This window comes from Pseudomonas weihenstephanensis, assembly GCF_001043055.1.
GTDB lineage: Bacteria > Pseudomonadota > Gammaproteobacteria > Pseudomonadales > Pseudomonadaceae > Aquipseudomonas > Aquipseudomonas weihenstephanensis.
Genome location: NZ_JYLF01000002.1, coordinates 722,669 through 745,912, shown reverse-complemented (window position 1 = coordinate 745,912; position 23,244 = coordinate 722,669). Strand labels below are relative to the sequence as shown.

Genomic DNA, 23,244 nt, shown 5'->3' with positions numbered 1-23,244 from the left:
CTCTTCAGTTCAAACATCTTTGGGTTTTGAGAAAACCCTAAACTTGGCTCAGCAATCGTTGGTTACATCTTTGATTTCTCGCGGAGTAACTTGTGATGCTGATAATCTTTTTGACTATCAGTCTGACCCCACAAGCACCCACACGAATTGCTTGATTCAGTTGTTAAAGAGCGGTTGGTTAAGCTTTCGCTCAACCGAGGCGCGCATTCTACAGCAGCCTCTGTTGCTGTCAAGCGGTTATTTCAGAAGATTTCAAAGTTTCCCTTGTAACTTCAACCACTTGCGCTTTCGATCTCTCGTTAGCGGGAGGCGAATTCTACAGCGTTACACGCTGCTGTCAACACCTCATTTCCTGCTTCGATGATTTGAAGCTAGCACCGCCGAAAACCGTCCAACTCATTGATAATCAAGGAGTTTTCCGCTTCGACTACCCCGGAAGTGGGGCGAATTATAGGGCGTTTTAAATCTGAGTCAAGGACTAGTAATAGCCAGGACGAAATACGTACGTTTTAACGCATCCACCCCACAGAATCTGCGCACTATATTGCACACCCATTGGTAGTTCAGCATGATACTCGGCTACCGCCCTCTCTACGCACCCAGGCTCACTCAGAAATGACAAAGCAATCTTCTAGCCTTGCTACGACTCTATTCCCTGTCGGGTTACTTCTTATTGCAATGGCATCCATACAATCCGGTGCGTCCCTCGCCAAGAGTATGTTTCCCATTGTGGGCGCCCAAGGGACAACCACGCTGCGCCTCATATTTGCCAGCGTGATCATGCTGCTTATATTGCGCCCCTGGAGGGCCAAGCTGTCCGCAAAGTCCCTACGCACCGTGGTCATTTACGGCATTGCGTTGGGAGGGATGAATTTTCTCTTCTATATGTCACTGCGCAGCGTTCCACTAGGAATTGCGGTCGCGCTTGAATTCACCGGCCCTCTAGCAGTTGCCATTTACGCGTCGCGAAGAGCAATCGACTTTGTCTGGATCGGCCTGGCCATCACCGGACTATTGCTACTTATCCCTACCGGGGGCAGCAGCGAAGGGATTGATTTGGTGGGCGCAGGATATGCTCTTGGTGCCGGCGTTTGTTGGGCGCTGTACATTCTATTCGGACAGAAAGCAGGCGCGGACAACGGCGTCCAGACCGCCGCCCTAGGCGTAATGATTGCTGCGTTGTTCATTGCACCTATTGGCATTGTTCATGCCGGCGCAACACTCCTAACCCCCAGCCTGATCCCGCTAGCCATTGGCGTTGCCGTGTTATCTACCGCCCTGCCCTACACGCTGGAGATGATTGCTCTCACTCGCATGCCAACCCGTACGTTCGGTACGCTCATGAGCATCGAACCGGCCTTTGGCGCCCTTTCGGGGTTGCTGTTCCTCAATGAGGTGCTGTCGCTTGCACAATGGATGGCCATCTTGTGCATCATCATGGCTTCAGTGGGCGCTACATTAACAATGCGCGGCCATATAACGCCTTCAGCCAAGGCCGACTAGCATCACAATTGATACAAGCTCTAGTAATTGACTCTCATTTAGGAGATGTTTACTCCCGGTGAAAGTCACAGGGGGGGGGGGGCAATTCCGGATAGGGATATCTATAAATAGCCACAGCCAACGGCAGTTTGGTACCCACATCCCGCAAATCCGACGCTAACGCTTAAGGACAGGAATGAAACGCTTTTTGATAGCTTTAGCAGCACTGGCTTTAGCAGGCTGCGCAGCAACCTCTGAAACCTCTGTAAAACATGGTAAACGAGGTTTACACATCAACTGCTCCGGACTGTCTTCGTCGTGGGACAAATGTTATGCAGAAGCAGCAAGGTCCTGCGGGGACAAAGGGTATCGCACGATCGCCAAGTCAGGTGATTCTGCCGAAGAGCCCGGGGATTACCCATTTGGTTTGAACCCTGCCGGCTACACGAGCCGTAGCATGATCGTCCTCTGTAAATAATCATTGTCGACACTCTCAGCCACGCAACCGCTCAAGTCGACTGCGTGGCCCCCTCTCCCTACCCTGTTGCGCCAACAGGTTCAGTTCGTGCTTTCAGCCATTCGAGTGCATACCCGTCAAGCAACGGACCAAGACGCTCACGCACCTCTGCATGATAAGCATCCAGCCACTCAACCTCGTCGCGTGTGAGTAACGATGGCTCCAGACAGCGTGTATCAATAGGACACATCGTCAGCGTTTCAAACTTCAAGAATGTTCCGAACTCCGAACTCCCCGCCTCCCTGTTAAGTACCAGGTTTTCAATCCGGACTCCCCAGCGGCCAGGCTTATATGTGCCAGGCTCAATCGAAGTAATCATCCCTGGCTGCATAGCTGTCTGCGGCGCGGGGGCGGCCTGATAAGCAATGACCTGCGGCCCTTCGTGCACATTTAGAAAGTAACCCACGCCATGCCCCGTTCCGTGCCCGTAATCGACCCCGTCAGCCCAGAGTGGTGCCCGAGCAATCGAGTCCAGCAATGGAGACAAAATGCCTCGAGGGAAATGAGCTTTAGAGAGAGCAATCACACCTTTAAGCACGCGCGTGCAATCCCGCTTTTGCTCATCGCTGACCTTACCCACCGGCACCATGCGCGTGATGTCAGTTGTCCCCCCCAAATACTGTCCACCGGAGTCAACCAGCAAGAGGCCATCGCCCTCAATCAGCGCATGCGCCTGCTCGGTGGCATGGTAATGAGGCATTGCCCCATTCGCATTGAAAGCTGCGATGGTATTGAAACTCAGCGAAACAAAATCGGGGCGGCTAGCTCGCGCAGCCGTTAGGCGCTCATCGATGGTCAGTTCGGTAATACGTTCACGCCCCCAAGCGGATTCCAGCCAGGCAAAGAACTCACAAAGCGCAGCACCGTCCTGCTCCATCGCCTGACGGATATAAAAAGCGTCATCAAGGCTCTTTTGTGATTTAGCCAACGTGGTCGGATTCAAACCTTCAATCAGCTTTACGCCCGCTTTAAGATTGCCGAGCAGCCCGCACGTTACACGTGCAGGATCCACCAGCAAACGGGTCGACTCAGGTAGCGCGAGCAACGCCGACGCGATTTCGTTGTAATCACGAAGTGTCACACCCTCCTTCAATAAAGAGTCCCGCAGCTCAGAACTGACTTTCGTCAGGTCCACGAACAACGTCGCTTGCCTCTCTTGAATCAACGCAAATGAAACGAAAACCGGGTTGAAGGGTACATCCGCTCCCCGCAGATTAAATAACCATGCGATATCGTCGAGAGTGGCAATGAAATGCGCATTGGCTTTGCGCTGCGTGAGTGTTTCGCGCAGTTGAGCCAGCTTTTCAACCCGGCCAACCGTTGCCTGAGGCGCCAAGTGCTCGTACAAAGGCTTGACGGGCAAGGATGGACGCCCCTCCCAAACCAGGTTCAGCAGGTCGATATCCGTGCGTAAAAACGCACCGCGCTCTTTAAGCCGACTTTCCAATGTTCGGGCGGATGCCAGCGCAAAGACAGCGCCGTCAACGGATACGGTCTCGCCCTTAGGGGTCTGCTCCGCCAACCACTCCAGCGGCCCTGGCTGACCCGGCACCAGCTTGACCAGCTCAATAGTGCTGCCAGCCAGCTCTTTGGACGCCTGCTCCCAATAACGGCTATCAGCCCACACACCTGCAAACGTCGGCGTAATAATCAAGGTGCCGACGGACCCGTGAAAACCTGACAACCATTGCCGCCCCTGCCAATACTCCGGCAAGTACTCCGATAGATGGGGGTCGGCTGACGGCACCAGCAACGCATATATACCGTTCTGGCTCATCACCGCTCGGGCACGCGCCAAACGCTGTACCACTCCCCCCTGATTCAACGACTGAGTACTCATCCTTTCTCCTGCTGGTCACGGGTCATTATTATGATTCGCTCATGTTGTATCAGCGTCTAAGGTTGAGCAACCGCCCAAAAAGGAGCCGGTACCGTTGTGGCGACCTGTATCGCTTTGGCCAATGCATCAACATCCTGATTCGACGTAAAACGTCCGAAACTTAAACGGATGGTTCTGCGCGCCTTTTCAGCATCCAGACCTAATGCCAGCAGCACATGGGACGGCGCATTACTGGCCGAATTACAGGCTGAGGTCGCGGAATAGGCGACGGCTGCACTCAACGCTGCGCTGCTGAAGTGCCCCTCACTGAACGTAAGACTTAAGGTATGAGGTACCCGGCTTTTCTGACTGCCATTACATTGCAGCCCGGCAATGCCCGCCAGATGGCCCAACAGGCGCTCACGCAAACTTGATACATGGGCCAGCTCATCACTCAAAGACTGTTTCGCCACAGCAAACGCATGCCCCATGCCCGCAATCTGGTGAGTCGCCAACGTGCCTGAGCGCAGACCGAACTCATGCCCGCCGCCATGCATCTGGGCCTGCAACCGGTCTTGCGCCCTTGGCCCGACATACAACGCGCCAATCCCCTTGGGACCGTAAATTTTATGACCTGAAAAGGACATTAAATCGACTGCCCACTGAGCGACATCGATAGCGAGTTTCCCCGCCCCTTGAGCAGCATCCACATGGAACAGCGCACCGTGTTCACGCACATATTGGCCAATGGCAGGTATGTCATTAACGGTGCCCAACTCATTGTTTACCAGCATCAACGACACCAGCAGCGTGTCTGCACGGAGTGCAGACCGGACTTTATCGGCACTGATAAGGCCATCTGCATCGGGAGCCAGATACGTGACTTCAAAGCCTGACTGCTGCAAAAAACGCGCCGTATCCAGAACTGCCTTGTGCTCGATCTGGCTGGTAATGATGTGCCCGCGTGATTGACCACTCCCAAGGGCGACACCTTTAAGTGCCAGGTTGTTGGACTCGGTGGCACCTGAGGTCCAGACAATATGTTCTGCCTTGGCATTTATAAGTTGCGCCACTTGCTCCCTGGCCAACTCAACAGCAGAGCGGGCCTGCTGACCGTAAGCGTGTGAGCCGGAGGCCGGGTTACCAAAATTACCCTCAAACCCCAGGCAATCAACCATCACCTGAATGACACGAGGATCCACAGGTGTGGTGGCAGCGTAATCGAAATAAAGAGGTCGTTTGTCCATCGTGCAAACCCACAAAACAAGTTCCGACATCAGGCAATGCGTGATAGCAGAAGATTAAGGCCACGCTGAAAGGGATCGCTCAAACTACCCTATCGAGCCCAGTGAAAAAAGAGGTGCCAATAGGAAAGGCCGTAGGAGCCTTCCCAAATTTATGCACTGAGCGACTATGACCTTATAAAGCGCCAGAAACACGGGGAAGCGCAAGTCTTATATGCAATAAGGATATATAAATATGGAATTAGGTTAGTTTACGGAATATAAAAACCCCCTTATAAAGTCGCCTTCGGCTTACCTTTTGTGGGCAGAGCCCTCGTTAGAAGGAGCTGACAATGCAGCTTTTGACGTTACCTGCGACCCCCTCCCTGGCGACTTCCATCCGAGCCACTGCTCAGGTGTTCGAAGACCCCACGTCCAAGGCGCTATTGGCCCACCTCCAGCAAATTGCACCCAGTAATGCCAGCGTGTTGATCATGGGTGAAACGGGGACCGGTAAGGAGTTAGTCGCACGCCATATCCATCAACTCAGCGCTCGCCATCAACAACCCTTTATCGCAGTTAATTGCGGCGCGTTTTCCGAGTCCTTAGTAGAGTCCGAGTTGTTTGGCCATGAAAAAGGCGCGTTTACCGGTGCGCTCAGCGCAAAAGCCGGCTGGTTTGAAGAAGCGGATGGCGGGACATTATTTCTGGACGAAATCGGCGATCTGCCGCTGCCCATCCAGGTGAAACTGTTGCGCGTACTCCAGGAGCAAGAGGTAGTGCGCCTTGGCTCACGTAAAAGTACGCCCATCAACGTGCGCGTCCTGGCGGCCACCAATGTCAATCTGGAACACGCCATTGAAGCGGGACATTTTCGTGAAGATCTGTACTACCGCCTGAACGTCGTCAGCCTTGCACTGCGCCCCTTGCGCGAGCGTGTGGGGGACATTCTGCCGTTGGCGCGACATTTCCTGCACACCTATCGACAACGATTACCCCATGGCCCAACCGCCCTCAGCGGGTGCGCAGAAAACACCCTTAAGCACCACCCGTGGCCAGGCAACATCCGCGAACTGGAAAACGTCATCCACCACAGCCTGCTGCTGTGCCGCAATCAAACCATCACAGTCGAGGACCTGCGTTTGCCACAACCCCGCGCAACGCGCAAAACAACCACCGCGCATGCCCCTCAAGACACAGCCAACGATTTACTGCAGCGCGCCTTTCGCACCCTGTTCGAAGAACACAATGATGGGCTGCATGAAACGGTTGAAGATGCCTTGCTCCGCGCCGCTTATGAGTTCTGTCATCACAACCAGGTGCACACTGCAAAACTGTTAGGCCTGAGTCGCAATGTCACCCGTACGCGCCTGATCAAGCTGGGCGCACTGACAGTGACTACCCGTCGCCTCGAAACCGGCACCGCCGTCTGAAATCTTCAGCAGTTGCTCTGTGACAACTGCTGAAGATCGTATCCGACCCTCAGCGCTCTATACGCCGTAATCCGCGCTACTTGCCGGGCCAGTACCCGCCAGCAGGATTTTGAATCAACCTGCGTCACACCCCAACATCTCAAATATCGAATGAGGCATACGTTGCACAGCCGTAAAGTGCTTGTCGCCGCCCTACCGGGTTATGGGTAAGATGACGCCCTTGTGGCGCACCTGCGCTGTACGTCCCGCCGAATTAAGTCGATCCCATGCCTTTTGAACTCAGCGTAGATTTGACCACCCTCGCCATTCTGGCTGCCGTTGCCTTTGTTGCCGGTTTCATCGACGCCATTGCTGGCGGTGGCGGCCTGCTCACCACCCCTGCATTGCTCACGGCGGGCTTGGCGCCACATCTGGTGCTGGGCACCAACAAACTCAGTTCGACCTTTGGCGCAGCCACTGCCAGCTTCACTTTTTATCGGCGAAAGCTGTTCCATCCACGCGAATGGAAACTGGCCATATTCGGCACCTTGGCAGGCGCATTGATTGGCGCCATCGTGGCCCACTACATGCCTGCCGAATGGCTGAACAAAATGCTGCCGGTGATCGTATTTGCGTGCGGCGTGTATCTGTTATTTGGCGGCACACCCAAAACCCCGATCGACAACGATGCTCCGATCAAAAAGAAATGGCAGTTACCTCAAGGTTTCAGCCTGGGGTTTTACGACGGCGTCGCCGGGCCGGGTACGGGCGCCTTCTGGACCGTCAGCAGCATGCTGCTGTACCCCATCGACCTGGTGAAGGCCAGCGGCGTGGCGCGCAGCATGAACTTCGTCAGCAACATTGCAGCGCTGTCGGTGTTTATCTTCTCGGGCCATGTGGACTGGGTCATCGGCTTGACCATGGGCTTTGCCGTGATGGTCGGCGCCTTCTTTGGCGCCCGCAGTGCGATCAGCGGCGGGGCCAAGTTCATTCGCCCCGTGTTCATTACCGTGGTACTTGGACTGACCGTGCGCCTAGCCTGGCAGCACTGGTTCGGGCAAGCCTAAGCGGCGAGCCACATACAGGTCGATGAGATAACGCGCAATGGAGCGCGAAGCCGGCAAGGGTGGCAAATCATGCACATTGAACCACTGCGCATCTTCGATCTCATCGGCCTGCGGCACGATATCGCCGCTGGCATATTGCGCATGAAAACCGAGCATCATTGAATGCGGAAACGGCCAGCACTGACTGCCCACGTACTCAATGTTCTTCACTTCAAGCTGCACCTCTTCACGCACCTCGCGGATCAAGCAGTCTTCGGCAGACTCACCCGGCTCGGCAAACCCTGCCAAGGTACTGTAAACGCCGGGCACAAAACGCGGCGAACGCGCCAGCAAAACCTCATCGCCCCGAGTGATCAACACAATCATGCTCGGAGAAATTCGCGGATAACTGCGTAACTCGCAAAGCGCGCAGTGCATGGCACGCTCTCTGGGCACCTGCGTCATCGCCTGCCCGCAATTGCCGCAAAAACGATGCTCACGCGCCCAAGTGCCAATTTGCGCGGCATACCCCAACACTTTATAGAGCGTGTGATCACCTTCCAGCATGAACGTGCGCAAGCCCTGCCAATGACAACGCTCAAGCTCGACCGAACTCTCAAGTTCCAGCAGATACACCGGCTCGCCATCCAAATGACCAATGCCGTGCTCTGCCAGCACGGGTAAATCTTGTGACTTGAGCCATTCACGCGCGAACAGCGGGCCATTATCGTCCACCAGAAAACCTTCCGGGCTACGTGCTACAGCCCAACCGCCCGAAAGATTTGTGTCCAGTACTGCCGTGGTCCAACGCGGTGTCATACAAGGTCCTTGTCAGGGTTAAACGCAGACGCCGCGCAGGCGTCAGTCGAGGAATTCTGGCTTTTGCTTGGTCATGTGCGCCGTCATGGCCACGCGCATGTCCGTGGATTGCAGCATCGCAGCGTTCCAGGTGGCGACATACTCCAGGCCGTCGTCCACGCGGTGATCGCGCATGTAACCAATCATTTGTTTGGTACCGCCAATGGCAATCGGCGACTTGCCCGCGATGTCCTCGGCGATACGCATCACACCATCGAGCAACGCCGCTTGATCAGAATAGACGCGGTTAACCAACCCAATGGCACGCGCCTCTTCGGCATCCACCATACGCCCGGTGTAGGCCATTTCGCGCAGCATGCCATCACCAATGATGCGTGGCAGGCGCTGCAAGGTGCCTACGTCCGCCGCCATGCCCATGTCAATTTCCTTGATCGAAAATTGTGCGTCCTCAGCGGCGTAACGCATGTCGCACGCAGCGATCAGGTCAATCGCACCGCCCAGGCAATAGCCTTGAATGGCGGCCAATACTGGCTTGCGACATTGATCGACAGCCGTGAACGAGGCTTGCATTTGCAGAATTTTACGCCGCAGAAGGCGCGCATTGCGCCCCACATCCTTGCCCATCTCATTGGCGACCGAGGCCAATAACATCAGGTCGATGCCCGCCGAAAAATGCTTACCCGCGCCACTGATTACCACCACGCGCACGGCGTCGGTTTCATCAATCCATTGGAAAATCTCGATGATTTCCGTCCAGAACGCGGCATTCATCGCATTGACTTTTTCCGGCCGATTGATCTGCACATGGGCAATGCTGCCCGCTAAGTCAACCTTAAAAGCCTGGTACTCGGACATAACCTGAATCCTTTGGAGGGTGCCGTTGCCGGTCGAATAAGCCGAGGACTATAACAAGCTGAACAGGCACGAAGCAGGCCGCGATAACGCCAAAAACCGGACAAAATGACCTGCTATTGAGGCCCAATGGTCAGAATAAAACGCTCGATCGCTTGCGCTACACCGTCTTCAACATTACTGCCAGTCACGTGGTCGGCCTGCTTGCGAATCGACTCATCGGCCTGCCCCATAGCAACCGAGAGCCCTGCCTTGGCAAACATCGCCGGGTCATTACCGCCATCGCCAAGGGCCATAGTGCATGCCAGTGGCACATTCAGCATGTGCGCCAGCGCGACCAAGGCTTCACCTTTGTTCGCCTTGAGCGCTGTGACGTCCAGATAAAAGGCCTGCGAGCGGCTGGCCAGTGCCTCGCCTTCAAGCAAGCCATGCAGTTGTTGTTCAAGTTCGATCAACAATTCAGCGTCACGACTGGCGCCCACGATTTTGTCGACCCGGTGCAGATGAGGCTCAAAACTGTCAACCACCACCGGCGCGTAACCCAATGCGCTTTGCTCATGAGCAACCATCGGGCCCTCGGTGCTTTTCAAATACCACTGATCACTGGCAAATACCCAAACGTCTACCGGATAGTCAGACAGCAAATCCAGCGTGTGCCGCACGGCCGCAATCGGCACATGATGTGACAGCAAGTATTGGCCCTGCGCGTCAACCAGCACCCCGCCATTGAATGCAGCGGTCGGCAATTTAATACCCAACTGCGCGATCTGCTCACGCATCGCTCGCGGCGGTCGGCCCGTGGCGAGGGTGAAATGGACGCCTGCGTCTTGCAACTGTTTGACCGCTCTGACAGTTGCCGCACTGATGCTGTGATCAGGCAACAACAAGGTGCCATCCATGTCACACAGCACCAATTGAATCGACTCGTGCTTCACGCTGCTCATCCTATGTTCAGCCATACACGGCCATCGCGTGCCAGCAGGTTTTTGGCCGCTTCAGGGCCATCTTCGCCCGCCTTGTAGGATTGAACCTCAGCATGCTCACGCCAGGCATCGAGAAAAGGCTGAACACCTCGCCAGCCGTTTTCAATATTGTCCGCTCGCTGAAACAGCGTTTGATCGCCGGTCAGGCAGTCATAAATCAAGGTTTCATAGCCCGTGGAAGGCTGCATTTCGAAGAAATCCTTGTACGCAAAACCCAATTCGATATTGGCCATTTTCAGGCCCGGTCCCGGACGTTTGGCCTGCAAGTCAAACCACATGCCTTCATTGGGCTGGATCTGAATACGCAGGTAGTTGGGCTGCAAACGCTCAACGTCCGTGTCACGGAACTGCGCATACGGCGCAGGTTTGAAGCAGATGGCAATTTCGGTATCACGCGCACTCATGCGTTTGCCGGTGCGCAAATAGAACGGCACACCCACCCAACGCCAGTTGTCGATCATCACCTTGAGTGCAACATAGGTTTCGGTCGTGCTGTCGGGCGCCACGTTGTTCTCTTCGCGGTAACCCGGTACCGTCTTGCCACCCGACTCGCCTTGGGTGTATTGCCCCCGCACCGAGTTTTTGCGTGCATCTTCAACTGACCAAGGGCGAATGGCACCGATCACTTTGGCCTTCTCCCCGCGCACGGCATCCGCGCCGAAAGCGGCGGGCGGCTCCATCGCCACCATCGCCAATAGCTGGAATAAGTGATTGGGCAACATGTCGCGCAATGCGCCAGTGTGTTCGTAAAAACTGCCACGTGTCTCTACCCCCACGGTTTCGGCCGCAGTGATTTGCACATGGTCAATGTAATGATTGTTCCAGAAAGCTTCAAAAAGCCCATTGGAAAAGCGGCTGACCAAAATGTTCTGGACGGTTTCTTTGCCCAGATAGTGGTCAATCCGGTAGATCTGCTTTTCGCTCATGACACTCAACAGGCAAGCGTTCAACGCCTGGGCTGTTTGCAGGTCCGAGCCAAAAGGTTTTTCAATCACCACCCGGCGAAAAGCTTCCGGGGTTTCATTGAGCAGCCCGCTGGCCCCCAGACGCTGCACCACTTCGCTGAAAAAGCGCGGCGCAGTGGCCAGGTAAAACACCGCATTGCCCGTGCCACTGGCGATGATTTTCTGTTCCAGCGCCGCATAGGTGCTGTCCTCCAGAAAGTCGCCTTGCACGTAACTGATGTTTTTGGCCAGCGAGGCCCACAACTCGGCGTTTAAGCCATGACCCTCAGGATGATCCACTTTGCCGGCGGCTTCGGTGCGAATGAAGTCCTCCAGCTTCTTGGCAAAACCCTCATCGCTGATCGCATTGTGGTCAACCCCCACAATACGCAAGCCATCGTCCAGCAAACCGTCACGGCTCAAGTTATAAAGCGCGGGCATCAGCAAGCGCTTGACCAGATCACCGTGGGCACCAAACAGAAACAGCGTGGTGGGCGGTGCTGGTTTGGCGGTGGATTTGCTGGACAGGTCGGTCATTTCTTAGCTGTCTCCACGTGGCCGCCGAAACCAAAGCGCATGGCCGACAACATTTTGTCGCCATACAGGCTTTGTTGGCGCGAGCTGTAACGGGCAAACAAGGCGCTCGACAATACCGGCACCGGCGTCGACTGCTCCATGGCCGCTTCAATCGTCCAGCGACCTTCGCCGCTGTCCGCCACCGCGCCCGAGTAACCGTCCAGCTGTTCGTCGGTTGCCAGTGCATCGGCTGTCAGATCGAGCAACCAGGAGGACACCACGCTGCCGCGACGCCACACTTCGGCAATATCACCCAGGTTGAGGTCAAAGCGCTGATCTTCAGGCAGGTTTTCAGAAGCCTTCATCTTCATCACGTTGAAGCCTTCGGCGTAGGCTTGCATCAACCCGTACTCAATGCCGTTGTGCACCATTTTCACGAAGTGCCCAGAACCGGCAGGACCGGCGTGAATGTAGCCACGCTCGGCGCGATCATCGTCAGAAGTACGGTCTTTGGTGCGCGGGATATCGCCCATGCCTGGCGCCAATGTAGCGAACAGCGGGTCCAGGTGCTTAACCACCTCAGTGTCACCACCGATCATCATGCAGTAGCCGCGTTCCAGCCCCCACACCCCACCCGAGGTGCCGACATCGACATAACGAATGCCTTTTTCCGACAGCGACTTGGCGCGACGGATGTCGTCTTTATAGAAGGTGTTACCCCCGTCGATGATGATGTCATCGGCGTCGAGCAGTTGGCTCAAGGTTTCAATGGTGTCTTCGGTCGGTGCACCGGAAGGCAGCATCACCCACACCGCACGAGGTTTGGACAGGCCGTCGACCAGCGCTTTAAGGTCGGCAACGCCCGTGGCGCCGTCCTTTTGCAGCGCGCTGACGAAGTCGGTATTGCGGTCAAACACCACGGTGGTATGCCCATTGAGCATCAGACGCCGCGCGATGTTACCGCCCATACGGCCCAATCCAATAATTCCCAACTGCATGTACTGATGCTCCAAACGACAAAATAAAAAAGGGTTACAACACTCTAGTGCAGCGATGCTTCAAGTGCCTCGCTGAGGATTAGTCCTAGCGCATGGCGCATAGTTTCGCACAAGCAGGGTGTCAGATTCCCTATTCAATACGTTCTGGCGACGGATGAAGGCACGCAGACCGCAAAAAATATAAAAGTTCACTTGGCAGGCAAAAGAAATCACAATCGGCCCCGACAGTGACCCACGACCCGCAGCGGGCCGTTCGGGTACTCGATTGAACGATGTCCGCTACGAGGTGAACCATGAACACAGTACTGTCCGCGCGCCCTGCACAAACCCTCTATGTCACGATCCGTCGTGATGAGTTGCGTCAACTCAAGGACGAACACGCACAGTTGCTGCAACAGGTCGAACAGTTGCGTCAACAGTTGGCCCTCGTTCAATCCCCGCTTTCTGTTTCCCACAACACCCCGCGCATCGCCTGACACAGGCCCGCCACGGCGAGCCTGGCTCGCCGCTCCCCCCCGCAACAAAGTTTTCACATGCCCTTGTTGATACTTAAACACTTTGTTGCTGCTCAGCCTTGAAGCAGCACTGACGCGTTGGCCGCGCATTGCAGTGCCAACCATCCAAGTGGTTATCAGCTGGAGCGCGGTATGGGGATGTTCAAACGCAGTAACACCTCTGCAAAAGGTTTCGATTGGGCAGGTCTGGGTTGGCTGTTCCTGTTTTTCTGGTACTTTTCCGGCATCACGCAGTTACTGATCCAGCTCACAGGCACCTCGGGCTTTTCCGGGTTTCGACAAGCCTTTGTGATGAGCGCCATCTGGTTGGCGCCGATGCTGCTCTTCCCCGCCCGCACCCGCGCATTGGCAGCGATTATCGGCGTAGTGTTGTGGGCTTGTTCCATGGCCAGCCTCGGCTACTTCTTCATCTATCAGCAGGAGTTTTCCCAGAGCGTCATCTTCATCATGTTCGAGTCGAACATCTCCGAAGCGGGCGAATACCTGACCCAATATTTTGCCTGGTGGATGGTGCTGGCCTTTTTGGCCCACACCGCCATTGCCGTATTCCTGTGGAGCCGCCTGCGACCGGTGTACTTGCCCCGCGTTCAGGCATGGGCCGCAGCCGTCGGCATCCTGGTGGCCGTCATCGGATACCCGCTGATCAAACAAACCCTCAAGCACGACACCATGGCCGCAGCGATGGAAAGCTTCGAAAGCCGCGTGGAGCCGGCGGTGCCGTGGCAGATGGTGGTGGCTTATCGCCGCTACCTAGAGCAACTGGACAACATGCAAGGCATGCTCGCCAGCGCCAGCAAGATCCCGCCACTGACCCACCTCAAAGACAATGAAGCCGGCAAACCGACCACATTGGTGCTCGTCATCGGTGAATCAACCAACCGCCAGCGCATGAGCCTCTATGGTTATCAACGCGAGACGACACCCAATCTCGACAAATTACGCGACCAACTGGCCATTTTCGACAACGTGGTGACCCCGCGCCCCTACACCATCGAAGCGCTGCAACAAGTGCTGACCTTTGCTGACGAAGAGAACCCGGACCTCTACCTGAGTACGCCTTCGCTGGTGAGCGTGATGAAACAGGCGGGGTATAAAACCTTCTGGGTGACCAATCAACAGACCATGACCAAGCGCAACACCATGCTCACCACGTTCTCCGAACAAGCCGACGAACAGGTCTACCTCAACAACAACCGTAACCAGAACGCCCGCCAATACGATGGCGACGTGCTGGCGCCGTTCTCCAAGATCCTGGCCGACAGTGCACCGCGCAAGTTGATCGTGATTCACCTGCTCGGTACGCACATGAGCTACCAGTACCGCTACCCGCCTACGTTCGACACGTTCACCGACCGTACCGGCGTGCCAAGCGGCTTGAGCGACGATCAGGTGCCGACCTACAACAGCTACGACAATGCCGTGCTGTACAACGATTTTGTGGTGTCGAGCCTGATCAAAGACTTCGCCAAGACCGACCCTAATGGTTTCTTGCTGTACCTGTCAGACCATGGCGAAGACGTCTTTGACTCAGTGGGTCATGACACACTGGGCCGCAATGAAGCCAAACCGACAGCGCCGATGTACACCATCCCGTTCATGGTATGGGCCTCGCCAAAATGGCGTGAAACACATGCCTGGAATTTTGCCAGCGACTTGAGCCGCCCCTACAGCAGCTCACAGTTCATCCACACCTGGACCGATTTGGCCGGGCTCACGGCCAATGAGCTGGACGACAAAAAGAGCGTGGTGAGTGATCAATTCGTCGCCCGACCTCAGTTGATTGGCGACCCCTACTCTCGACCGCAAAAAGCGTTGATCGATTTCAGCTTGCTAAAACCCAAGCATCCAACGCCCAGCGAAATCGCCAAGCACTAATTAAACGGCGGAGTGCCCACCGCTCCGCCGCTTTTAAGTTCCCCAAAGAAACACCCGGAAACAAGAATCGTTCTCGATTATCTAATTCCCAGCCTTGCCATTCGTTTGAAGCACTAAGCAACTTCACAACAATGACAAGGAGCCGGCAGCGATGTACGCGCCCACTACCCGTTCGATGACGTTAACCCTCGGCCTGCTCAGCAGTACACTCAGCCCGCACCTGTGGGCAGACACCGAGATCAAGGATGAAAGCCAAAAAAGCGCCCGTTCACTGGAGCTCGACAGCACCCGCATCACGGCCCAAGGACTGGGCGCAACGACTGAGAACACCGGCGCCTACACCACCGGCTCAACAAGTACTGCGACCAAACTCAACCTGAGTATTCGCGAAACACCTCAGTCTATTTCGGTGGTCACCCGCCAGGAAATGGACGATTTCAACCTCAATACCCTGACCGAAGCCATGCGCCACACCACCGGCGTGGTGGTGCAGCACAACGACTCGGACCGGGTCAGCTATTCATCGCGCGGTTACACCCTCCGTAACTTCCAGATTGACGGAATGCTCAACACCTTCAGCTTCATGAAATCTGACGCCGACACCATCATCTACGACCGCATCGAAGTCATCCGTGGCGCCACCGGACTGACTACCGGCGCTGGCGATCCTTCGGGCACCATCAACATGATCCGCAAACGCCCCACCCACGAACTTGAAGCCAAGGTCGGCGTTAGCGGCGGCAGTTACGACGACTATTACAGCTTCGTGGATGTGGGTGGCCCGCTGGCATTTGACGGTCGCTTGCGCGGGCGTACCGTTTTGGCTTACCGCGACAGCAAATCCTTTCGCGACAACTACGCCCTCAAGCGCGAAGTGGCTTACGGAATTCTGGAAGCCGACCTGACAGACGACACCACCGTCGCCGTGGGTTATGACTATCAAGACAAGCAAGTAAAAGGCACCACATGGGGTACGCTTCCGTATTGGACGGGCACAGGCGAAAAAGCCCATCTGGGCCGCTCCACCAACTGGGTTGCTCCGTGGAGTTCATGGCCCATGAAGGATAAAACCGCGTTTGCCACCCTCGACCAGCGGTTGTTCTATGACTGGCGACTTAAAGCGGCCTACACCTATCGCACCAGCGATTCAGACGGTTCTGTGTACAACGCCAGTGCGGGCTTCCCCAACGCTGACCGCAGCGGAATGCTCGCCAACAGCAAGCATATGACCGGCGACGAATACATGACGGCCGTCGACATCAATGTCTCAGGTACATACCCGCTGTTCGGGCGCGACCACGATCTGATGCTCGGTTATGGGCAAGCCAAAAACGACAACACCTCACCCTGGTTAATCGAGCGTAATCCCGATAACTATGGGGTGATCCCTGACTGGAGCGATTTGGGCAGCGTGCCCAAGTTCAATGACATCGACACCGGGCGTGAGGGCAGCCGAGACATCATCAAGCAAAAAGCGGGTTACCTGGCCACGCGCTTTAACCTGACGGATGACTGGCATGCCGTACTGGGAACACGCTATGGCAGTTGGAAAAGCTCGAACAGCAGCAAGGAATATGACGAAAATACCTACCAACTGACTCAAGCCACTAAGGTTACCCAACAACACAACGACATGCTCACCCCTTATGCGGGGCTGCTGTATGACTTCACCGAACACTTCACGGCTTACGTGAGCTACACCGATATTTTCAATCCCTCTGACGAGAAAACGGTCAACAAGACCTACCTGGAACCGGTGGTCGGCAGTAACTATGAAGTGGGCATTAAAGGCAGCTTTATGGATGAGCGCCTGAACCTCTCCAGTGCCGTGTTTTGGAGCAAACAAGACAACGTGCCCGTCATTGACGACTCCGGACCCCGAGGCCCTAACGGTGAGGAATATTACAAATCCGCTGGCAAAGGCAACAAGGTCAATGGCTTTGAAGTAGAGCTGGCCGGTGAAATCATGCGCGACTGGAACATGATGGCGGGTTACACCTACACCCACTCACGGGACGGTGACGGCAACCGCATGAACAGCACATCACCCTTGAACATGGTCAAGCTTGCCAGCAGCTATCGCCTGCCAGGCAACTGGAAGGCCATGACCGTGGGCGCCGCCGTGAACTGGCAGAGCGACATATTCCGCGGTGCCTGGCGCCCGACAGGCGAAAAAGACGCCGATGGCGAACACATCACCGTGAAGGAAAATATTACTCAGAAGTCCTACACCCTCGTCGACCTGATGGCCCGCTACGAATTCGACCCCCATGTATCGGCTACGTTGAACGTTAAAAACCTGCTGGATCAGAAATACTACGACAACGTTGGTTTCTATAACGGCGTGTTCTGGGGAGATCCACGCACCGTCAGCCTGGGCCTTGAATGGAAGCTCCTGTAGTCGCTGCCGAGGGACGAGGCTGCGATCGGCCGCGAAGCGGTCGTAAAACCAATCACCGCGCCGTGTCTGGCACACCCAGGTTGAAGGCGTTACGACGACGCTGTCGCCGCGCGTAGCCTCGCGTTACTCGTCAACGCCTACAAAAACTGCATTCATCACCTGTAGTCGCTGCCGAGGCACGAGGCTGCGATTGGCCGCGAAGCGGTCGTAAAACCAATCACCGCGCCGTGTCTGGCACACCCAGGTTGAAGGCTTTACGACGACGCTGTCGCCGCGCGTAGCCTCGCGTTACTCGTCAACGCCTACAAAAACTGCATTTATCACCTGTAGTCGCTGCCGAGGGACGAGGCTGCGATCGGCCGCGAAGCGGTCGTAAAACCAATCACCGCGCCGTGTCTGGCACACCCAGGTTGAAGGCTTTACGACGACGCTGTCGCCGCGCGTAGCCTCGCGTTACTCGTCAACGCCTACAAGAACTGCATTCATCACCTGTAGTCGCTGCCGAGGCACGAGGCTGCGATCGGCCGCGAAGCGGTCGTAAACCCGATCACCACGCCGTGTCTGGCACACCCAGGTTGAAGGCTTTACGACGACGCTGTCGCCGCGCGTAGCCTCGCGTTACTCGTCAACGCCTACGGGCCTGCATTTATCACCTGTAACCGCTGCCACCACGACGCGCCTTACAGGTATTTATTCCAGAACAGCATGTGTCCGTAGGCCGGGTCCAGCTGGCCATCACTGAAACCAAACTTGCGATAGGCACCCTGCGCCACCGGGTTGCCTTCTAGCACTTCAAGGGTGATTTTGCAGCAACCGCGCTCACGGGCGATGTCTTCAACCTTTTCCAACATTTTGTGGCTCAAGCCCAAACCCCGAAACGTATCCACCACCGACACGTCGTGAACGTTAACCAATGGCTTGCCAGCAAACGTAGAAAACCCTTCAAAACAGTTGACCAACCCTGCCGCCACATCATCGACAAACGCGAGCACGCTAAAGGCATGCGCACGCTTGGCCAGTTCAGCCGGCAAAGCGTCCAGCACCTGCGCCGAGAGTGCTTCACCGCCACCCATAGGATCCTTGGCGTAATGATTCAGCACATCCCTGAGGGCCTGTGCATGAACGGGGTTTGAATAGTCTGCCTGCACCACAACGATGTCCGACATACCACTTCTCCTCATTGAGACTGCTGATAACAGCCCCGGACATTAACGTGGCCCAGGGCGCGTATTCAAGTCTCAATCAGGTGCCTGAGCAGATACATCGACGGACTTCATCAGCGTCTCGATCTCACCTGCCAGCAGGGCCGCATGGGTGTAGATGTGCACATGCCTGAACTGTGAGTGGTCTGTGCGCAACTGCGCCTGATCCAACCCCGCTGCATTTGCCAAGTCTTGACTGATGAGCAATACGTCAAAAGCATCCACCTCTGCATCGCACAACCCCAATAACGCTTCAACACGCTCCAAGGGTGCAATGCGGTAATAGCCCAAGCCGTTAAGCGCCTTCTCTATCTTTAAAGCCTCTGTTCGCTCGGCATCGGCGATCAAGATTCGTAATGATTTAGTCGGCATTTGCGTTGAACCGTCTTCAAATTATGTTTCATCGAAAATTCAAACAATCCACCTCTGTGGACAGCCACACGTCACAGCTAGATAAGTACAAACGTATGGATTTCAAGAGGCCGCTCACCGCCTCAGGCCCGCAATTCATCGCTGTCGGCGTAGGCTTCAAGCAACGCCTCAAGGCGCTCCATACTCTGGTGGAGTTTATTGACATAGTCGGTCAGCGCTAACGCCGGGGTCGATGCACACGCAACTTCCAATTGTTCACAAGATTCAACCAACACCTGGGCATCAATGAGCATGGCGCCGCCTTTGATCCCATGTGCCAGTTCCATGAGGCCTTGACGATCATCGCTGACAAAAAAAGCCAGCAGACGCCCAATATCCTTGCGATTACTAATGGCCAGTTCGTCCAGCATTTTTCTAACCAGGCTTTCATCACCTTGGCTCATCTGCTTGAGATAACTCAGATCCAGCTCTTTAGCCCCCTGTACAGGCTCATAAATCGGCCCGGCTGGTACTACTCCAGCCAGGCAATCATCCAGGTCCTTGAGACTGATGGGTTTAAACAGGCAGCTGTCCATCCCGGCAGCCAGGCAGCGATCAACTTCTTCGGGTTGAGCGTTAGCCGTAAAGCCAAGAATCAGGCAGGGTTCTGAGCCGAGCAAGCGCTCTTGCTCGCGTATCGAGCGCGTTAATTCGTAGCCATTCATAACCGGCATATTGCAATCGGTGATCACCACATCAAAAGACCTGGCGTGCCAGACTTGAAGTCCAAGCGCACCATTTTCAACATCCACTACGCTGTGCCCCAGATAGCTCATTTGCTGTACCAGCAGCATGCGGTTCGCGGGGTAGTCGTCCACCACCAGTACGTTTAGCGCGCTGTGTTGTTGCTCAGCCTCAGGTTCTGGCGCCACTTTGATGCTCTCAGGCTCAAGAACAGGCACCTGCACTGCCATCTCAACCTGTGTACCCACACCCTCCACGCTGTCCAGCCGCAAGGTGCCTCCCATCATCTCGCAGAGCGTTCGACAAATGACCAACCCCAGGCCAGAGCCACTGCGTGCCGATTGGGTGTTATTGCTGGCCTGAATAAACGGGCTGAACAAACGCGCCTGATCCTCCTGTGAAATCCCCATGCCGGTGTCCTGCACACGCACGCGCACCGAACGATGAGTGGGCGCGTGACCTGCTCCCACGTGCAACTCAATGCGTACTTCACCCCGATCAGTAAACTTGATCGCATTGCCCACTAAATTGGAAATAATCTGTTTAAAGCGCAAAGGATCAATCAGCACATCTGAGTCAGGCACCTCAAAGGTCAATGTACTCACCAAACTCAGGTGTTTTTGCCGCGCCAGCCCATCAAACATACGCACTACCGATTCAACCAGTGCCTGCAAGTTGGCGCGTTCGGGGCTTAATGAAAGATGCCCGGACTCGATGCGTGCGATGTCCAGAATATCGCCGATTAGCTCCAGCAGTTCACGGGCCGAACCTGATGCCACCTCAATAGCAAAACGGTCCAGTATCCCTTGGTCGGCTTTTTTCATCGCCAGCTCAAGCATGCCGATCACGGCATTCATGGGGGTGCGAATTTCATGACTCATCGTGGCCAGAAACGTGGTTTTAGCCCGATTGGCTTCGTCTGCACGTTGCTTGGCTGCCTGTAGTTGGTCTAACAGCTGCTGGCGTTTACTGATCGCACGGCGCAAATAAGCGATCCACACCAGCGCCACCAACAGCAAAGCCGCTGCAATCGCAAAGCCTTGCACAATCGCGGCACGGTTACGCAACCAGTAACTGTTGCCCGCTTGCGTGGCGGTTCGCCAGCGATTGGTCAAAGTGCCCATTTCCTCAGGGGTGATGCTGAGCAGAGCTTTATCCAGAATGGCGCTTAATTGTGGGGCGTTGTGCGAGGTTGCAAAACCAATCTGCCCCGGCTGTGTCCCCACGGTGCTGGTGATATGCAATTGATCACTGAAATGGAGCGAGATCATGTAGCGGGCACTGACCAACGCATTAATTGCCGCATCCGCCTTGCCCTGGGCCACCCAACTCATGGCATCCCATGCGTTTTCGGCCTCCAGCAGTTGAACCTGCGGGTAGTGTTGCTGCACATAGTCGCGCAGCACATTACCCCGCACCAACACCACCCGCTGCCCCGCCATCTGGTCCAGCGTGACAGGGCTTTGCGTTTTCAATGGCGTTACCAACACAAAGGGGGTGGTGAGATAGGGTCGGGTGAAACGCAATTGGTTTTCACGCGAGACGCTGGGTGTAAAGGCCCCCATCATGTCAGCTTTACCACTGGCCACCAGCACTGCCAGATCCTCGACTGACTGGGCTTTGACCGCCTCGAATACAAGTCCGGTTCGGGCGCTGATATGGGCCAGCACATCGGCACTGATGCCTTTAAATGCGCCTTGCTCATCAATGAACGACAGCGGCAGGTATTGATCGTTGATCGCCACTTTAATGCGCGGATGTTGGTTGAGCCAATGCTGCTCACTGTCGCTGAGGTTCAGCCGCCAATGGCTGGTTATTTGGGGCCCTTCCGAACTCCAGCGGCGCAGGATGGTCATGCGTTCACTGGCAGGAATCGCCGCCATCGCCGCATTCACCACACGCAGTAACCGAGTGTCGGTGCGCCGTAAAGCAAAGGAAAAGGGCGTGACCTCCAGACGTGAAAAATCCGCCACCTGCACATTGTTCAAGTAGTTTTTGTTGATCAGGTAATTGGCGCTGATGAAATCACCCAAATACACATCGGCTTGGCCAAACGCCACGGCACCGATCGCCGTCAGGGTGGAGGGATACAGTTGCAACGTGGCTCGGGGGTAAAACGCCCTGACTTTGTCTGGCGGCAAATAGTGATCCAGTAACGCCACACGCTTGCCCGCCAGGTCAAAGGGCAAGTTGTTGCGGTTACTGGTGCGGGTAACCAGCGTCGGGGAGTCTTCGGCGTAGGCCCGGGTTAACTTCAGCGCTGGGTCCTGCGTTTCAAAGTCGTTGGCGCTGCCCAGTAAATCCACTTCGCCCTGTTTGAGCGCCGCCATGGCCACGGGCCTTGAAGGATAGCGTTTGACCTCGACGCTAACGTTCAGTAACTCCGAAACAAGCTCGGCATAGTCCGCCGTCAAACCTTCAAAATACTGCCCGTCCGCCGTTACATCGAAGGGGGCGTAATCGGGCGCAGAGACGCCTAAGCGCAACGTACCTTTTTGGCTCAGCCATTGTTTGTCCGCTGGTTCAAGCACCACGCTGTAATCTTCAACGTTGGAGCGGCCTAGCAATTGCAGGGTCTGAACCGATGCCTGCGCCGCCACGCTTGACCAGCACACGCTCATCAAGCACAGCCCCATCACACATTGGCGTACAAATACCTTCATTTAGAGCAGGCCGTTACGCTTGGCAAACTCGGCCAAGTGCACCACAGATTCAATCTTTAGCTTTACCTTCAAGCGGGTCTTATACGTACTGATGGTTTTACTGCTCAAAGCCATGTCTTCGGCAATCTTTTTATTACTTACCCCCTGCGCCAGATGCAGCAAAATAGTGAGTTCACGCGGGGACAAACCTTCAATCAACACCTGCTCACTCAAACTCCCATCACTGTTACGAACAGAACTGCTCGCCACACTCGGAAAAAAGCTATAACCCCCCATCACGACTTTGACACCCCGCAAAACGTCGTCCATCCCCTTGGTTTTGTTAATAAAACCATTGGCACCGGCACGCATACATTGCGCCGAGAAATGCGAATCCTGGTAAGAAGTCAGCACCAGAACCCGAACTTCGGGCTTGTAGGTTTTTATTCGATTAAGGACATCCAGCCCATCAATGCCAGGCAGGCCAATGTCCAGAATCACGAGGTCAACCGGGTGATTGCGAATAAATTGAATGGCTTCGCTGCCCGTGCCGACGTCTCCTACCACCTCATAGTTTTGTGCTGCCAGCTCGAGCTTCATCACAGAGCGGATCAAAGGATGATCATCGACAATCAAAACTTTATACATAGGTACCTCAGTCCATTGCATCAACGCCGGTGCAAACTTCGTGCTAAACACCGTTTTGAATAGATACGATTTTTCAGAAACCCAAAAAGACAGATTTATTGACACTCGAGTGAAGTATAGGAAATTTCCCACAAATTTCTTTCAAATATCCGAAACAAATAAAACTCCCCTCTGAAGGCCGCGTGAAATTCAGCCGAGGATAATCGCCAATTAAGCACTAGGAGCATGAAGGGTGATTTCGACTACGCTTGTAGG

At 55.3% G+C, this 23,244-nt stretch carries 18 protein-coding genes; 7 read left to right on the top strand and 11 right to left on the bottom strand.

Going from position 1 to position 23,244, the window contains the following annotated elements; all coding sequences use genetic code 11:
* The first annotated feature begins 615 nt into the window (after positions 1–615).
* Positions 616–1,503: a threonine/homoserine exporter RhtA gene (gene rhtA / locus TU86_RS07610; RefSeq protein ID WP_048363672.1), complete on the top strand. Its 888-nt coding sequence runs from the start codon at positions 616–618 to the stop codon at positions 1,501–1,503.
* Positions 1,504–1,678: 175 nt separating this feature from the next.
* Complete coding sequence (locus tag TU86_RS22360; RefSeq protein ID WP_082149332.1) at positions 1,679–1,960, top strand: hypothetical protein; 282 nt, start codon at positions 1,679–1,681, stop codon at positions 1,958–1,960.
* A 58-nt stretch (positions 1,961–2,018) separates the two neighbouring features.
* On the opposite strand, the gene TU86_RS07605 is transcribed toward TU86_RS22360, so the two are convergent.
* Both TU86_RS07605 and TU86_RS07600 read right to left on the bottom strand, forming a co-directional pair.
* Positions 2,019–3,839, bottom strand: a complete 1,821-nt coding sequence (locus tag TU86_RS07605; RefSeq protein ID WP_048363671.1) for an aminopeptidase P family protein — start codon at positions 3,837–3,839, stop codon at positions 2,019–2,021.
* Positions 3,840–3,895: 56 nt separating this feature from the next.
* A complete protein-coding gene (locus tag TU86_RS07600; RefSeq protein WP_048363670.1) occupies positions 3,896–5,065 on the bottom strand; it encodes an aminotransferase class V-fold PLP-dependent enzyme in 1,170 nt (389 codons plus the stop codon).
* A 329-nt stretch (positions 5,066–5,394) separates the two neighbouring features.
* Between TU86_RS07600 and TU86_RS07595 the strand changes: the two genes are divergently transcribed.
* Both TU86_RS07595 and TU86_RS07590 read left to right on the top strand, forming a co-directional pair.
* A complete protein-coding gene (locus TU86_RS07595) occupies positions 5,395–6,474 on the top strand; it encodes a sigma-54 interaction domain-containing protein (RefSeq protein WP_048363669.1) in 1,080 nt (359 codons plus the stop codon).
* A gap of 266 nt (positions 6,475–6,740) precedes the next feature.
* Positions 6,741–7,520, top strand: a complete 780-nt coding sequence (locus TU86_RS07590; protein ID WP_048363668.1) for a TSUP family transporter — start codon at positions 6,741–6,743, stop codon at positions 7,518–7,520.
* Here TU86_RS07590 and nudC read toward each other — a convergent pair.
* From nudC to gnd, 5 genes are all read right to left on the bottom strand, one after another.
* A complete protein-coding gene (gene nudC / locus TU86_RS07585; protein WP_048363667.1) occupies positions 7,488–8,318 on the bottom strand; it encodes an NAD(+) diphosphatase in 831 nt (276 codons plus the stop codon). The two genes, TU86_RS07590 and nudC, sit on opposite strands and share 33 nt — an antisense overlap.
* 42 nt (positions 8,319–8,360) lie before the next feature.
* On the bottom strand, positions 8,361–9,173 hold the full coding sequence (locus TU86_RS07580) for a crotonase/enoyl-CoA hydratase family protein (RefSeq protein ID WP_048363666.1): 813 nt from the start codon (positions 9,171–9,173) through the stop codon (positions 8,361–8,363).
* A gap of 113 nt (positions 9,174–9,286) precedes the next feature.
* The gene (locus TU86_RS07575; RefSeq protein ID WP_048363665.1) at positions 9,287–10,114 is read right to left on the bottom strand and encodes a Cof-type HAD-IIB family hydrolase; all 828 of its coding nucleotides are present in this window, start codon (positions 10,112–10,114) and stop codon (positions 9,287–9,289) included.
* Positions 10,111–11,634 (bottom strand): glucose-6-phosphate dehydrogenase, encoded by a 1,524-nt coding sequence (gene zwf / locus TU86_RS07570; protein ID WP_048363664.1) that lies wholly within the window; start codon positions 11,632–11,634, stop codon positions 10,111–10,113. Before zwf ends, TU86_RS07575 begins: the two co-directional genes overlap by 4 nt.
* Positions 11,631–12,611 (bottom strand): phosphogluconate dehydrogenase (NAD(+)-dependent, decarboxylating), encoded by a 981-nt coding sequence (gene gnd / locus TU86_RS07565; RefSeq protein ID WP_048363663.1) that lies wholly within the window; start codon positions 12,609–12,611, stop codon positions 11,631–11,633. Before gnd ends, zwf begins: the two co-directional genes overlap by 4 nt.
* Before the next feature lie 293 nt (positions 12,612–12,904).
* Here gnd and TU86_RS07560 point away from each other — a divergent pair, with 293 nt between their 5' ends.
* The 3 genes from TU86_RS07560 (at position 12,905) to TU86_RS07550 (ending at position 17,402) form a co-directional block, all read left to right on the top strand.
* A complete protein-coding gene (locus TU86_RS07560) occupies positions 12,905–13,087 on the top strand; it encodes a DUF6026 family protein (protein WP_048363662.1) in 183 nt (60 codons plus the stop codon).
* Between the two features lie 171 nt (positions 13,088–13,258).
* On the top strand, positions 13,259–15,001 hold the full coding sequence (locus tag TU86_RS07555; RefSeq protein ID WP_048363661.1) for a phosphoethanolamine transferase CptA: 1,743 nt from the start codon (positions 13,259–13,261) through the stop codon (positions 14,999–15,001).
* Between the two features lie 151 nt (positions 15,002–15,152).
* Positions 15,153–17,402 carry a TonB-dependent siderophore receptor gene (locus TU86_RS07550; protein ID WP_048363660.1) on the top strand — a complete coding sequence of 750 codons (2,250 nt, stop codon included), beginning with the start codon at positions 15,153–15,155 and terminating at the stop codon, positions 17,400–17,402.
* Positions 17,403–18,082: 680 nt separating this feature from the next.
* Here TU86_RS07550 and TU86_RS07545 read toward each other — a convergent pair.
* The 4 genes from TU86_RS07545 to TU86_RS07530 form a co-directional block, all read right to left on the bottom strand.
* Positions 18,083–18,568 (bottom strand): GNAT family N-acetyltransferase, encoded by a 486-nt coding sequence (locus TU86_RS07545; RefSeq protein WP_048363659.1) that lies wholly within the window; start codon positions 18,566–18,568, stop codon positions 18,083–18,085.
* A 72-nt stretch (positions 18,569–18,640) separates the two neighbouring features.
* Positions 18,641–18,976 carry an ANTAR domain-containing protein gene (locus tag TU86_RS07540; RefSeq protein WP_048363658.1) on the bottom strand — a complete coding sequence of 112 codons (336 nt, stop codon included), beginning with the start codon at positions 18,974–18,976 and terminating at the stop codon, positions 18,641–18,643.
* 122 nt (positions 18,977–19,098) lie between these two features.
* The gene (locus tag TU86_RS07535) at positions 19,099–22,362 is read right to left on the bottom strand and encodes a transporter substrate-binding domain-containing protein (protein ID WP_048363657.1); all 3,264 of its coding nucleotides are present in this window, start codon (positions 22,360–22,362) and stop codon (positions 19,099–19,101) included.
* A complete protein-coding gene (locus tag TU86_RS07530; RefSeq protein WP_048363656.1) occupies positions 22,363–22,989 on the bottom strand; it encodes a response regulator transcription factor in 627 nt (208 codons plus the stop codon). It abuts the gene before it with no gap.
* Positions 22,990–23,244: the final 255 nt, after the last annotated feature.